The sequence below is a fragment of the Providencia sneebia DSM 19967 genome (genome assembly GCF_000314895.2).
Taxonomy (GTDB): domain Bacteria; phylum Pseudomonadota; class Gammaproteobacteria; order Enterobacterales; family Enterobacteriaceae; genus Providencia; species Providencia sneebia.
The window spans coordinates 596,281-612,007 of sequence record NZ_CM001773.1 but is presented as its reverse complement, the minus strand read 5'-3'; the positions used below and the strand labels follow the sequence as shown (position 1 = coordinate 612,007).

Annotated in this window: 10 protein-coding genes; 2 read left to right on the top strand and 8 right to left on the bottom strand. The window is 38.7% G+C overall.

Annotation, left to right across the window (positions count from 1 at the left end; genetic code table 11):
• Window positions 1–67: 67 nt before the first annotated feature.
• The 4 genes from OO7_RS02450 to emrA form a co-directional block, all read right to left on the bottom strand.
• Window positions 68–772: a fimbrial biogenesis chaperone gene (locus OO7_RS02450; RefSeq protein WP_008914380.1), complete on the bottom strand. Its 705-nt coding sequence runs from the start codon at window positions 770–772 to the stop codon at window positions 68–70.
• A gap of 99 nt (window positions 773–871) precedes the next feature.
• Window positions 872–1,432, bottom strand: coding sequence for a fimbrial protein (locus OO7_RS02445; RefSeq protein ID WP_008914379.1), 561 nt, complete (start codon window positions 1,430–1,432; stop codon window positions 872–874).
• 1,532 nt (window positions 1,433–2,964) lie between these two features.
• Entirely contained in the window at window positions 2,965–4,491 is a 1,527-nt protein-coding gene (locus tag OO7_RS02440) for a DHA2 family efflux MFS transporter permease subunit (RefSeq protein WP_008914378.1), read from the bottom strand.
• A 16-nt stretch (window positions 4,492–4,507) separates the two neighbouring features.
• Window positions 4,508–5,680, bottom strand: coding sequence for a multidrug efflux MFS transporter periplasmic adaptor subunit EmrA (gene emrA, locus OO7_RS02435; RefSeq protein ID WP_008914377.1), 1,173 nt, complete (start codon window positions 5,678–5,680; stop codon window positions 4,508–4,510).
• A 656-nt stretch (window positions 5,681–6,336) separates the two neighbouring features.
• Between emrA and glgB the strand changes: the two genes are divergently transcribed.
• Together glgB and glgA are read left to right on the top strand one after the other, a co-directional pair.
• Window positions 6,337–8,541, top strand: a complete 2,205-nt coding sequence (gene glgB / locus OO7_RS02430) for a 1,4-alpha-glucan branching protein GlgB (protein WP_008914376.1) — start codon at window positions 6,337–6,339, stop codon at window positions 8,539–8,541.
• Entirely contained in the window at window positions 8,538–9,977 is a 1,440-nt protein-coding gene (glgA, locus tag OO7_RS02425; RefSeq protein WP_008914375.1) for a glycogen synthase GlgA, read from the top strand. The genes glgB and glgA overlap by 4 nt, the downstream gene beginning before the upstream one ends.
• A gap of 110 nt (window positions 9,978–10,087) precedes the next feature.
• Here glgA and OO7_RS02420 read toward each other — a convergent pair whose 3' ends face one another.
• The 4 genes from OO7_RS02420 to OO7_RS02405 are packed head-to-tail and all read right to left on the bottom strand — an operon-like array spanning window position 10,088 to window position 15,600.
• Entirely contained in the window at window positions 10,088–12,397 is a 2,310-nt protein-coding gene (locus tag OO7_RS02420) for a glycoside hydrolase family 15 protein (protein WP_008914374.1), read from the bottom strand.
• Complete coding sequence (gene zwf, locus OO7_RS02415; RefSeq protein WP_008914373.1) at window positions 12,394–13,839, bottom strand: glucose-6-phosphate dehydrogenase; 1,446 nt, start codon at window positions 13,837–13,839, stop codon at window positions 12,394–12,396. Before zwf ends, OO7_RS02420 begins: the two co-directional genes overlap by 4 nt.
• Window positions 13,832–14,893, bottom strand: coding sequence for a phosphogluconate dehydrogenase (NAD(+)-dependent, decarboxylating) (gene gnd, locus OO7_RS02410; protein WP_008914372.1), 1,062 nt, complete (start codon window positions 14,891–14,893; stop codon window positions 13,832–13,834). The genes zwf and gnd overlap by 8 nt, the downstream gene beginning before the upstream one ends.
• Window positions 14,890–15,600, bottom strand: coding sequence for an ROK family protein (locus OO7_RS02405; protein ID WP_008914371.1), 711 nt, complete (start codon window positions 15,598–15,600; stop codon window positions 14,890–14,892). Before OO7_RS02405 ends, gnd begins: the two co-directional genes overlap by 4 nt.
• Between the last annotated feature and the right edge of the window lie 127 nt (window positions 15,601–15,727).

Genomic DNA, 15,727 nt, shown 5'->3' with positions numbered 1-15,727 from the left:
ACACATGAGCAAGGTAAATATATACGCAACATACTTCATCATTTTCATTATCGGATTAGAACTATAATTATTGGATTGGAACAGTCATCGATTCATCGGCACCGAAGTCATTAATAATCGTCAACTCAACAGTTTTGCCATTCAGTAACTTTGTATTCTGTAAATTAACTTCCTGTTTGGTATAAGGCGAGATCATCAAGCCTTCAGAAAGAATATTCTGTGCTTTATCATTATTTTTTACTTTCAGAAGATTTAAATTGTAAGGCGTATCATTATTAATAAGGGCACGACTGCCATCCAATTTAGTCAATACAACATGAGATTTAATCTCAGATGTTGAAAAAGGCAAATTTGCTGGTCTATAAAATAATTTAATTCGTGAACGAATAGCTATTTGCATGACATTCTGATTTTGCATCGATTCATTTAATGGTGGAATATCTAATGTATTCAAATAAAAGACAGATTCACGATCTTTTGGCAAGTTGCTATCTAATAATTTAATACGTAATTGTTGCCCACCATTACCCGCAATTTTCGCCACGGGTGGCGTCAAAATAAAAGGCACATCTGCTGTTTCAGGCGTTGAATTAGGATCGCCATCATCCAACCAAGACTGAACCAACGCATCTTGTGAGCTATTGTTACGTAATTGTGTCGTAACTTCCTTATTCCCTTCCGGATAAATTATTCTTGTTGTTTGAATAACAACATTTGCATAAGAATAAATTGGTAGAAGAACAAATAATAATGAATAGATTATTTTTTTCATTTCTTTATTTCAATAGAAGAAAATAAGTAAAAAGAGATACCCCGAATCAATATTCAAACAATTTATTAATTCGGGGAAAGAGATTAAAAGCAGTTAATCTTATAGGTAGCTTAAGCTATAAGTTACCATTGCAGCTACATTACCAGGCGTAACAGGACCTGTTGCTGGTCTGTAATAATGAGCAAAGAAATTAACAGTTTCTGTTGATTTATCATCAGCAATTGTTGTTGCTGTTTTTCCTCTTAAATCAAGCGGAGTTGTATCACCTTTTTTAACGATCGCAATACCAATATTTCCAGCTTTTGCAGATGAAGCATCACTGTTGATTAAATATTTGCCAGTATTATCAATTTTGTCTGAAGTAAATCTGATATTTAATTTAGAACCCGCAGTTGTGCTAGCTGCACAATTAGATAACTCAATAGAAAAAGGTGCTTTACCTTCATCAATTAAGCTATTACCGTCACTTGCGATTTCTGCAGTAATTGGTGCTAAAGCAACTGTCATGTTATTAGGGTTACCACCATTAACGGTACAAGTCGTATCAGTTACTGCACCTGTAAATTGGATCACACCCCCTGAAACCTTTTCAGTAGCTAAAGCAGGAGTTGCAGCAAAAATGATGGCAGCAGCAGCAGATAATACAAACTTATTGTTCATTGTCGTCTCCGAAAAAATAGTTATTTTAGTCATGTCTAGGAATAGTTATTCTCTTAAAGAATATATTTGTTATTATTTGATTCACTTGTTTTGTGTAATAAATAAAGTGCATCTAATTTATTCATCAATATCTATATTTATGCATAAATTTCGAATTTATTTACAATAATAACGTCGGCATATACTTAAATATAAATTAACTTAATTTAAAGAATACACCGCTTTATCTCCGTCATTAATTAAGTTGCATTTAGCAATACAAGTAAACTCCTGAATGACATAATGCTTTATCTTTCAAGGAATTCTATTGAAATAGTTTCACCTGTTATTTTTATGCAAATTAAATTATCTGAGGTTCATATTCTGTTATTAAAAATAACTTTTAAGTCTTTTTTCTTATGGCATTAATTTATGATGAGAAAAACGTTTATCTCATCAGCATATTGTTACCATATAACTGTGTTCGTTTTTATGAAAAATTTGTCATCAATACTATGTATATACTCTTATATTTTCTAAATTACTATTAGCAACACGTAAACCTCAAAGCAACTTAACTCTTTATGCTCTTTTAGGGTTTTGAGAGAGATAGTCTTGTTTTTACCTATAGCAACTCGAATGATTTGGAGTATACCGCTGAAATTTACTTTTAGGTTAAATAGCACTGGTGGCATATTATACCGATATTAATACAATTAAAAAGATTGCAACATTTTGTTACCACTAAACATATATAGCAAATATTGAAACAAATCAAAAAAAGAGCAATTGGGTAGGATAAACACTATTTTCAAAACCTAAAAACCCGCCTTAAATATTAAATTATTATAAAAAAAAAATTAAAAACTGTGTTTATATCAAACGATCGAATTACATACTCATCACAATCAATAAATGAATACCAAATAGTGAGTAGTAATTTTTTAAAAATCATATAGTTAATAATTGAATCGCTACATCATTATCTTTTTTTCTATATAACCACACGCGAGTTAAGTAATCAAAAAAACTATATAATGGAATATAATTGATATTTAATTTTAAATTAACTGTTTTAATAAAATTAAATCTTAATGAAATGATTTGATTTAGATATTCTATTTTTATACAAAAAAAATGACTAACTAAAAAGCTCTTTTAATAAATTAGACTAGCACTCTTATTTTGGCGTCAATAATGCCACTATCAATGTTTAGCATATTTTATATTTTTTATTTTTAATACTAAATAATTTCAATTATAAATTACCTTAATGATACTGCATTGTACTATCTATATATGAGAAGGAAGATTAATTATCTATAAATAAAAAATATATTGTGCCATTAGAAACTTTGATAAAACATAAACATTAAATAATCTACAATAATCATTAAATGCGTCACACCTTAATTTTAGCATTTATTTAACAAAATAAAAAATATAGGTATGGTAAAGGACAATATCTAAAAATAAAAAAAACGCATGCAAGAAAACTTACATGCGCTAAATATCATAGTTGGGATAGTAAACTAAAGAAACTTCATCACCTATTATTTACTGGCTTTATTACCAAATGGTGGCTTCGCAAACCACACTGTAATAATCAGAGCAATAAAGACCCAACCACATAACCAGAAAATTTCATTTGCCGCGATAATCAATCCTTGACTGGTAATTTCTTGGGCAATAAAACCAGATGTCTGTTCTTGGCTAAATCCAGCAGCTCCCATCTCTTTATACATTTCAAGAGATTCAGGATTGTAATCCGTAATATATTCTGTCAATTGGCTATGATGCAAAGATTCTCTATCACTCCACATTGTGGTTGTAATCGATGTACCAATTGAACCCGCTAATGTCCTAAAAAAGTTCGCTAAGCTTGATGCAGAAGCGAGTTTTTCAGGCGGTAATCCTGAAAGTGTTAACGTTGTCAACGGCATAAAGAAGCACGCAACCGCCATTCCTTGTACTAATTGTGGCCAAACAACAGCGGAAAAGCTCATTGATGGCTCAAAAGTATATGCTCGCCAGAAGAAACAAATCGCATAGAACACAAAACTAAATGTAACTATCCAACGGATATCAAGGAAATCAGATAATTTTGCCACAGGTGCCGAGAACAATACGGGCAATAAACCTATTGGTGCAAGTGCTAGACCGGCCCAGGTTGCCGTGTAGCCATATACCTCCTGTAACAACTGAGGTAATAAAACTATCGCCCCGAAATATGCCATATAAGCAAGGCTGACAGAAATTGTCCCAATGGTAAAATTACGCGATTTAAATAACGCCAACTCCACAATAGGATTTTTATCTGTGAGTTCCCAAATAACCAAGAATACTAATGCAATCGCAGAGATAACGGCTAAGATCACAATCTCATTCGAAGCTAACCAACCTAATTCTTTCCCTTTATCCAGTAAAACTTGTAGACAACCAACACCGACCGATAATAATGCTAATCCAATAACATTGAAGGGAACTTTAATGACTTTTGATTCCATTCCTTTGAGAATTATTGATCCAACAATAACAACAAAGATACCCAATGGAACGTTCATAAAGAAGATCCATCCCCAATGGAAGTTATCACTGATATAACCCCCAAAGATAGGACCAAATACAGGGGCTAAAATGATGGTCATAGACCAAAATGCTAGTGCCATATTTTGCATTTTGGGTGGATAGCAACGCATTATCAAACTTTGAGATAATGGAATAACAGGCCCTGCTACCGCGCCTTGTAAGACACGGCAGAGAATTAACATTCCAAGGCTGTCAGAGAAGCCACATAATAACGAAAATATGGTAAATAATGCCGTCGCCCATAAGAAAACGCGTACCTCCCCAAAGCGTTTCGCCAGAAAACCTGAGATAGCGATTGAGATCGCATTTGATACCCCGAATGAGGTAATAACCCAAGTTCCTTGCGACATCGAAACGCCGAGATTCCCCGCAATCGTTGGAATAGCAACGTTAGCAATTGTCGAGTCGAGTACCTGCATAAAGGTCGCTAAAGACAATGCAATGGTTGCCCATACCAGTTTCGAGCCCTTTAGTGGTTGAATATCTGCCACAGCCACTCCTTTCGGGCTAATCCGCGTTCTCGTTAATAATGGTGTCAATCACGTGATCAACATCGTTAAGCTTTAAGACCAGAGCGTCACTTTCAAAAGCAGGAGTGTCGCGCTGAACTTTAGCTAATACAGGACCATTGAGATCTTTAATATCAATTGTTGCATTCATTGAAAGCCCAATACGCAACGGATATTTTGCAACTTGCTCAGGGTCAAGCTCAACACGTACAGGTAAACGTTGTACAACTTTGATCCAGTTACCTGTCGCATTCTGTGCTGGTAATAAAGAAAAAGCACTCCCGGTTCCCATATCTAAGCCAACCACTTTGCCTGTAAAAATAATGTCATCACCATAAAAATCACTGGTTAATGTCACTGGCTGACCAATACGCACATTACTGAGCTGCGTTTCTTTAAAGTTAGCATCAACCCATACTGGTTGAGCCGGAACAACAGCCATTAATGAACTTTGTGAACTAACTTGTGAACCGACTTGGACATTACGACGAGAAACATAGCCTGTCATTGGGCTTTTAATTTCAGTACGTTGCAGAGCAATCCACGCAGTGCGTACATTATCAGCCGCTTGTTCAATAGCAGGCTGTTTTTTCAATTCAGTATTGCGTAACAATGCGCGATTTGCATTGTATTGCTGAATGGATATGTCGAGCGCTGCTTGTGCCAATTGCACAGCTTCAAGCGAGTGTTGCAGATCTTCTTTTGAAATCGTGCCACTACGACCTAATGCTGCACGTCGTTGATAATCTTTCTGAGCTTGTGCAAGCGAAATACGATTTTTTTGTATTTGTGCTTGATATTCATCACCATTGAAATAGAGCTCTTTAGTTTGGCGAACTGTGCTCGCTAAATTATGCTTAGCTTGTTCATAAGCAAGTTGTGCATTCGTCTTATCTAAAACGACTAACACATCACCCGCTTTAACTAAATCAGTATTTTCAAAGTTTACTTGAATAACATTCCCCGTTGTTTGTGCAACAATAGGCACTTGAACACCAGAGACATAAGCATCATCCGTATATTCTTGAAAACGAAGTACCAAAAACCAATACGCACCATAAGCGACAAAAAGCAATACAATAATGATTGATGCAATCACCATCCATAATTTTCTACGCTTTTCATTACTCTTTTGTTGATTACTTTCAGTTGAATTTATCGATTGATCCATAATAACTCTCAAGGCTTCAAACTTAATTAATAACTTCTCTTATCTTCACGGAGTAAAGCACAGAAAGCAATAGTGAATTACAGTTACTAATATTAATTTTTTATCTTTATCTATTCTATCATCATCATACTTTTAACCTTGAAAAGACAAAAAATATGATAAGGAATGTCTAAAATAGATTCTTTAATATTCTGAAATATAAAGATTATTTTTATTGACATATTAATATCAATATTTATTATCATAATAAAAAAAACAATTCTAGATTTATTAAGTTACTCTTTGTCTTCATCAACACCAACCTTATTGATTTAATGACTATAATTATTAAAGTTAAATTCTAATACATGAAAAACAAATCACAATTAAGCTATCATTAAATGTAATTTGATTTTTTAAAATATTAGACTTCGTAATCATTATTCTTAAACAATGATACTTTCAGATGGCTTACGATAATATGTCTATACATAATCATTTTTGTTGTTAACTAATTATAAAAATATCTAAAAAGCATAAATAATTTGTGATTTATATATATGTGACCTAGGTAAATGCAGCTAACAACAACTTATAGGAAGATAAATATTCGTTGATTCATCCCAAAGCTTAGCAATAAACCGCAGCAAAAACTGAAGGTTTGACAGGAAGATGTGATGGAAGATATCCAGCAATACTCAATTATCGATAAATTATTTGCAGGAAATTACCAAGATCCCTTCTCTTTTCTTGGTATGCATCAAAAAGATAAATCAACATACTTTCGTGTGTTATTACCAAATGCTCAACAAGTGATTGTCCTTGATAGATTTACAGCAAAACCTATTATTCAGCTAACAAAGCTTGATGAACGTGGTTTTTTCTCAGGCTCAGTCACCACACTGCCCAAAAAATTCACCTATGTATTACAAGTTGATTGGGATGATACTCAACAAATTATTGAAGACCCTTATCGTTTTGGTGCGTTATTGGATAATAGTAATATGAAAAGTTTTTCCTTTGAAAAACTTGGCGCACATTTAAGGCAGATTGCGGATATCTCAGGCACCCATTTTTGTGTTTGGGCACCGAATGCACAGCGAGTTTCAGTGGTGGGCGAATTTAATTTTTGGGATGGACGCCGTTATCCTATGCGTTATCGCCCTGAAAGCGGTGTCTGGGAAATTTTTCTGCCCGGTATTCAAGCGGGTGTTCATTATAAATATGAAATACTCGATAAAGACGGTACGATTCACCTAAAATCAGACCCTTACGCATTTCGTAGCCAATTACGACCAGATACCACATCCATTGTCTCACCTTTACCGAAGAAATGTACGGTAAAAAATTCACAGATAAAAGCCAATCAACGCAATGCCCCTATCTCTATTTATGAAGTTCATCTTGGGTCATGGAGGCGCTCACAAAGTCATAAAACTTGGCTTACCTATCATGAGCTTGCTAACACGTTAATCCCTTATGTGAAAAATATGGGTTTTACGCATATTGAAATATTACCTATTAGTGAGCACCCTTTTGATGGCTCTTGGGGTTATCAGCCTCTTGGTATTTATTCCCCAACCAGCCGCTATGGCTCCCCGCAAGATTTGATCAACTTTATTGAGGAAGCACATCGACAAGATATCAATGTTATTCTCGATTGGGTTCCCGGCCATTTCCCTTCCGATTCAAGTGGATTGGCAAATTTTGATGGCACACCGCTGTATGAATATGCTGACCCTAAAGAGGGACAGCATCGGGACTGGGGCACACTCATTTATGACTATAAAAGCCATGAAGTTCGCGACTTTTTAGCAGATAACGCCGTGTACTGGATTGACCGCTTTGGTTTTGATGGCTTAAGAGTTGATGCCGTTGCTTCCATGATATACCGCGATTATAGCCGACCAGATGGAGAATGGATTGCTAATGAATATGGCGGCAATATTAATCTCGAAGCAGTTAGTTTCTTACAACAAACCAATGAATTGTTGCACAAGATTCAGCCCGAAACGCTAATGATTGCTGAAGAATCCACCAGCTATACTGGCGTCACTCTTCCACCCAATTTAGGGGGGCTTGGATTCAACTATAAATGGAACATGGGCTCGATGCATGACACCTTAAATTATATGCAACTTGATCCACTCGCGCGGAAATATCACCACGATAAACTGACATTTAGCGTGATGTACGCATGGAGTGAAAACTATGTGTTGCCATTATCTCATGATGAAGTCGTGCATGGAAAAGGCTCGTTATTGCGCAAAATGTCCGGGACACCTGAGCAGAAATTCGCAACATTACGCGCATATTATGGCTTTATGTGGGCACATCCCGGTAAAAAATTGCTGTTTATGGGGGGCGAAATTGCGCAATGGCGAGAATGGGATCATGATGGAGAATTAGACTGGCATCTGATTGAGATCCCGTCTAGCCCACATTCTGGCGTTCAGCGATTAGTGAAAGACTTAAATTTCATCTATCGTGATACGCCTGCCCTTTTTGATAATGATCATCATAAAGATAGTTTTGAATGGTTGATCGTTGATGATCATGATAATTCCGTCTTTGCCTTTCTCCGTTATGCCGCAAATGGTGATGCTTTACTGGTTATCAGTCACTTTACCCCTGTCAAACGAGATAATTACCGTGTGGGTGTCAAAATACCGAGCCAATACATACCGTTATTTAATACAAATATAAAACTGTATGGCGGGAATGATGATCCATCTTCCAACATTATTACTAGCCAACCCATAAAGGCACATGGTTGTGATTGGTCTATTGAGGTCACTTTACCCCCATTGTCGACGCTCTATTTTAACGTTTCCCTCATGACAACCAACCACAATCAATCGAAAAATAGGGAGCTAAAATGAAAGTATTACATGTCTGCGCTGAGTTTTTTCCTCTATTAAAAACAGGTGGTCTCGCTGATGTGGTTGCTGCATTACTACCAGCACAACGGCAACTTGGTGCTGATGCACGCGTCCTACTTCCGGGTTTCCCTGCCATTATTAATCAATTTCCAGACAAACAAAAAGTCACAAAGCTTAATACGTTTGTCGGCGAAGTTACCCTATTTTATTGTCTATATCATGACACGCCTTTGTATATTATTGATGCACCTCATCTCTATCAACGTGAGGGCAGCCCATATCATGATAATTACCATAATGCTTACCAAGATAACTACCTGAGATTTGGCTTGTTGGGATTTGTTGCCGCAGAATTAGCCAGAGGTTGTGATCCCTTGTGGAATGCACAAATCGTTCATGCTCATGATTGGCATGCTGCACTTGCTTGTGCATATTTAGCGGCTTATGGCTATCCTGCACGCTGCATGTTCACTTTACATAATATTGCATATCAAGGCCTATTTTCGCCACATCATATTCACGAATTATGGCTACCGCCTGAGTTTTATAATACTGAAGGTATGGAGTTTTTTGGGCAGCTATCCTTTATGAAAGCAGGGCTTTTCTATGCAAATCATACTAATGCTGTTAGCCCAACTTATGCGCGTGAAATTTTAAATCCTTATTTTTCCTATGGTCTTGATGGGTTGCTCAATCGCCTCAATATTGAGCATCGATTAAGTGGCATTTTAAATGGAATTGATACTGATGTTTGGTCACCAGCCAGCGATAAACTAATTGCACAAAATTACAATGAACGTAGCCTCAAAAAGAAATCGAAGAATAAACTCGCATTACAAGAATCTTTAGGTTTAACCAAACAAATAGACAAACCCCTATTTGCCGTTGTCAGTCGAATGACTCACCAAAAAGGGTTAGACCTTATCTTAGATGTCTTACCCGATTTACTCAGTACGGGAGGGCAATTCGTATTACTGGGTAATGGTGATTATGATTTGGAAAATGCTTATCGCCATGCGCAATCTCAATATCCCGATCAGGTTCGAGCCTATATTGGTTATGATGAAGCGTTATCGCATCAAGTGATTGCAGGCGCAGATGTTTTGATGGTACCGAGCCGTTTTGAACCTTGTGGCCTTACTCAACTTTATGCATTACGTTACGGTACACTTCCTTTAGTACGCAAAACAGGTGGGCTTGCAGATACAGTCACTGATTGTTCTTTAGAGGCAATGCGTGGTGGGCAAGCAACGGGTTTTGTCTTTAATGAAAGCCATCCATTTGATCTCAAAGCCGCGGTTGACCGTGCGCTTGCTCTCTGGGATTCACCAGAACAGTGGCAACAAGTACAAAAAAATGCAATGGCAAAAGATGTGAGTTGGAAAAAATCAGCAGAAACTTATCTTGATGTTTATCGGCAACTACTTGGGCAATAAATAGCAAAACCTAATTATTGTGAGTTGATTGAGAAGCGAGTATTAACTCGCTTCTCATTTATATCAATTGAAAATATCTTTTATCAACAAGACGACCTCGCAATATTTGCTTACGCTTTAATATTGATCTGCCAATCTTGCCCTTCCCAACCAGTCGCATCAAATCGCCGCGTAAACTGGAGTGCTTTACCTGCTAATTGACTGACATCTAACATGACACCATACATACCTAAACCAAGTGGTTGGCTACTTTGTTCTTTAACATCATGCCAGTTGTCATAACCATAATGCAGAACAAAAGGCTCCCGAGCTTCAATCCATAATTCATGATCAGCAGGAACATTGCCACAAGGTAGGTTATCACGCCAATGACGAGCACGCGGCGCTAACATACCTTTGCTATAACGCTGCACAACAGATTTTAACTGCTCAATAGGTACACCTGTTTTTTGTACATAAATCAATTTTATCAACTCAGCGTGTGCCCAAATAAGCGGCATCGCGCTACCACTAGGTCGACCCGTTAATAAACCTCTTTCTGGAATACTTTCTTTATCCCAAATTTGTTCAGGTAACATGCCGCCAGTACTTGCTGAAGCCAACATGGCATTCAAATAAGGCTTTATATCTTCTTTACGCGCTGCGGCATAATGTCCACGTTCACCACTGAGTAATGGCCATAAACGCCCAATGCCACTACCATCAAATGCTCGACCATCTTCATGTTCGCCATAACCATCTTCGTTATAACGATAATAATAAGGGCCAGCGGGTAAATTGACGCAAAGTTGCTTATCAACCAAACGCGTTGTTTCTTCAATCCGTTTATCTGTTGCTTTGCGCAAACCAAGTCTCACTAAGTATAAATATTCCATGCCGAGCAATGCCCGTGTTTCAATAACTTCATTATTGCGATTGCGCAACATGACATCACCAAAACGGGCTGAATGGCAGTTAGGATTCAAGCGAATATAATGCCCCGCTATACCGAGTTCGCGATCAAGTTCAGTATCTGAAACATATACCCATGATTCTAAGCGCTCGTTCCAGTCATCCGCTAAATCTAGCGCATACTGTTTGTCACCTTCTTCTAAGAAGCCCGCTTTTGTGCCCGCGATGAGTGCAGCAACAGAAACGGCTAAAGTGAATGGGTTAATACCTGAGTTTTCTTCCCAGCGATCTTGCGGACTTGCAGGACCATATTGCGCGATAAACTCTAGTGCTTTACGCGCCATACGGGCTGCTGCGCCTTGCATTTCACCTAATAATCCTTGTTCATGCAATTTCGCCGCAAATAAAACAGGAAGAGCTACCTCATCTAACTGAATTCCTTGCCAATAAGGTCGGCCATCGGTGAAGTTATTCTGCATCCAGTGACCATCTGGCTGCTGTATTGCAATAAGATAAGCCAACATAGCCCGAACTTCGGTAATCAAACCACAAGCTAACATCGCAAAACCAACTTCAACAGAATCGCGAGGCCAGACTAAATGATAACCACCGGGATCTTTATGTGTATCACCCCAAGGCGTACTCAAACTAGCAACTAATGAGCCAGGAAAAGTTCTCCCTTCATGGGTTTTCAAAACAACAATTGAGGTTAATACCGCATCCGATAGCTTTTTAGGGAGTTTATTTAATCCGGGGAATTTAACGGTTTCATTCCACATAGCCCAAAGATAAGTATATTGGCGTTTAGCTTCCTGATAGCCTGCGGCAAGAGAACTATGCGCTAATGTTGCAGCACCTTGCGCACTATCAGAAAATGCTAAGGCAAGTACACCTGAATTATGATTTAGCTCTCCCATCATCGCAATATTTCCGGGACCCGCTTCTTGATATTCCCAAGTCATATGCTCATTTTGGCTGAAATCTTGCCAACCATCAGAACGACCCACATAACCGACACTTGCGCGAGTAAAACCATTTTCAGCGGCTAAAATTAAATACTGCCCACCTTTCTGTGCTGTCAATCCTTGCTCAGCGACTGCACCATAATTATTATCACCTTCGCCGCCTAAGTGTGGAGCCAATAAAGGATACAAACGTAATCCTTCACCTTCGAGGTGATAATGGATCAGCAAAACATCCCTTGCCGGATCAGTGATAATCTCTAACTCAAGTCGATAGCGCTCATGTTGATGAACAATTTTGGGAATAGGTAAGGAGGCTGATGGCGTGGTTAACATGTATTGATGAACACGTTTTACTTCAGACCAAAAATCATCACCTGCAATAATAAAGCCTAAATCACGGATTTGCGGTGTGCTACATGAAGGCCAATAAACCTCATTTAAAATACCATAGCCAACCGTAAACCAGACACGGCCTTGCCCGATTGCCGTTCCCACCATATCTTTAGCACTGCTTGTCCATGTCGCAGTGCTACCGGGTGCACCGGGTGCATATTGCTCTATCATTCATTCTCCTCCGATTCGAAGAGTGAACGCCATTGATGCCCTGCACGCATAATTCGAGATTGCGTATCAGGGCCAGCAGTGCCCGCTTTATAAAGATCAGGCATTCCCTTCTGCCATGCTTTTAATGCAGGGTCAATCACCCTCCATGCCCATTCAACTTCATCAAAACGAAGGAAATGCGCACGCTCACCATGGAGCGCATCAATCAATAACTGCTCATAAGCAGAAACTTCATATTGTCCCGGCTGCGAATATGGGGCGCTCAAGGTAATACCATGAGTATTTAGATTCATGCCGGGCAATTTTGCTGTCATGTGCATATCCATGCCCATTGATGGCGCAAGCCTAAAGACTAACCAGTTATTATCAACCTGCACATCCCCCGGCAATGCTCCCGCAGGAGCTTTAAATTGCACTGCAATTTCCGCATAATTATTTGCTAAGCGCTTACCACTACGCAGGTAGAAAGGAACACCTTTCCAACGCCAGTTATCAATTTCAAGGCGTAATGCAGCAAAGGTTTCTGTTGATGTATTAACAGGAATACCCGGCTCATTGCAGTAATCCGTCACGGTTTCACCGTCGATTTGCCCAGCACAATATTGGCCACGAACAGCCCAATCATCAGCATTCATATCATCAGTTGGGCGAATTGATTTGAGTACTTCAACCTTATGATCACGTAAAATTTCACCATCCCAACGGCCTAATGGTTCAATAGCGGCAAGCGTTAATAATTGCATCAAGTGATTTTGCAACATGTCGCGCATTGCGCCCGAGTGATCATAATAAACAGCACGATTTTCAACACCTAAGGTCTCCGCATAAGTAATCTGCACTTGTTCAATATGTTCTGCATTCCAAACAGGTGCGAGTACACGGTTAGCAAAGCGGAAAATCATGAGATTTTGTGTCGCTTCTTTACCTAGGAAATGGTCAATACGATAAACTTGCGATTCATCCCAATATTGATGCACTTGCTCACGCAATGCTTTTGCCGATGCTAAATCTGTTCCAAAAGGCTTTTCGATAAGGATACGACGCCAGTTATCACCACTTTCTTTGGAAAGTCCAGCTTGACCTATCGCTTGCGCTGCTTGTCCAAATAATGTTGGTGGTAATGCCAAATAGAATAGAGCTGATGGTGTTAATTTACTTTCTAACGCGCGCAAAGCATCTGCTTCTAATGAGCCACTGACAAAATCCAAATGCTCACTAAATGCTTGCCATTCTGTTTCATTAAAATCGGTAATAAATTCGGCTAATGCATCATGAATATGTTTTAAAAAAGCCTCACGATCCCATTTATCAATTGAGTAACCAATAATATTAAGCTCTGGGATCAGACCTAATCGATGCAAGCGAAATAATGAGGGCATTAAAAGGCGTTTGGTCAGGTCACCACTTGCACCAAGAATAACTAAAGAGAGGCGATTACTCATTAGCTTCCCCCTTTTTGGTATCGACTGCTTTTTCTTGGTGTCCACCAAACGCATGCCGCATAGCAGACTGCACTTGGTCAGCAAATAAATCATTATCACGAGAAGCAAAACGTGAATATAGCGCGGTAGTTAACACAGGTGCTGGAACACCTAAATCAATTGCTGCTGATGATGTCCAACGACCTTCACCTGAGTCTGAAACCCGCCCCGCGTAATTTTCTAATGTTGGTGATTGGTGCATCTCTTGTGCAATTAAATCCAGTAGCCAAGATCCCACAACACTACCGCGTCGCCATAACTCACTGATTTCACCAATGGGTAATTGATATTGATAATATTCAGGATGCTCTAAAGGTGCCGTTTCTGCATCTGCAGCAACAGGATTTAACCCTTGATCAGCATGTTTTAGGATATTTAAGCCTTCGGCATAAGCCGCCATCAACCCATATTCAATGCCATTATGTACCATCTTAACAAAATGACCTGCTCCACTAGGACCACAGTGCAGATAACCTTGTTCAGCTGGTGATGGCTCACCTTGATGTCCTTCCGTACGAGGCGCAGCTTCTACTCCTGGTGCTAATGCACGGAAAACAGGTTCTAAATAATCATAATGTTCTTTGGAACCACCAATCATCTGGCAATAACCGCGTTCTTCACCCCAGACTCCACCACTCACCCCGACATCCATGTAGTTGATACCTTCAGCTTTGAGTGCGTTCGCTCGACGAATGTCTTCAGTAAAGTGAGAGTTTCCCCCATCAATCAAGGTATCTCCTTTTTCCAATAGAGGTTTAAGTTCAGCAATCACCGAGTCTACTACTGCTGCCGGTAACATTAACCAGATGTGTCGCGGAGCTTTGATATTTTTTACCATCTCTTCAAGAGAATTATTAAACACGACATTTTCAGGTAATTGTTGGCGAATAGCAGGATTTTGGTCATAAACTACACATGAAATACCAGCTTGCTGAATACGGCGTACCATTGCTGCGCCCATTCTACCAAGTCCAATAAAACCAAGTTGAAGCTGATTTACAGATGATTGAGTCATACGTTATTTCTCCAAATTCTTAGTCCGCCAATAAAGGCCTTGTCGTTATCCCCACGCCTAACATGTTCTGGTAATTCAGTAAATTGATGAACATTACCACCACCAATAACAATATAGTCCGGCATTAAGGCTTGATAAAAATGATCTACAATCTTTAAAACATTTTGACGCCACACCTCATTCCCTTCTGACTCCCTATAGTGTTCACTAACATAATATTCATAGTCATGATCGAGATAAGGTAAATGCGCAATTTCCATCGGTTGTAGCTGATGATTTACAATTAATGAACTTCCCAATCCAGTGCCTAACCCTAAAAACAGCATACTGCCGCCTTCATAACTTCCGACGGCTTGCATTGCAGCATCATTAATTAAACGTATGGGGCAAGAAAAAGCGCTCGCTAAATCAAATCCTACCCATCCGGTACCTAAATTTGCCGGTTCTTTTAAGATTTGATTGCCCGCGATAGGCGAAGGAAAACCAATGCTGATGCCATCAAATTGAGAGGGATCAATAGATTGATAAATTTGATGAATAAACTGCTCTGGTGTCATTGTATTCCCAGAAACAAATTCAATCGCAGGAGTATGGGAGTCGGTATACAGCTTTACGTGTGTTCCACCAATATCGACGACTAAAATAGACTTTGTTGTAGGTACATCTGCAATAGTAATAACACTAGATGTTTTATTCGGTAAAGGCATAGAAAGGTATCTCCATCTTGCCATATTAGGCTATGGGTGTTGCATTACAGGAAACTCCTGAACTTAGTTATAGTTAACTAAGTAAACAACTTTCTTCCTTTAGGTGTTGAAAAGTAAAGTATAAAAA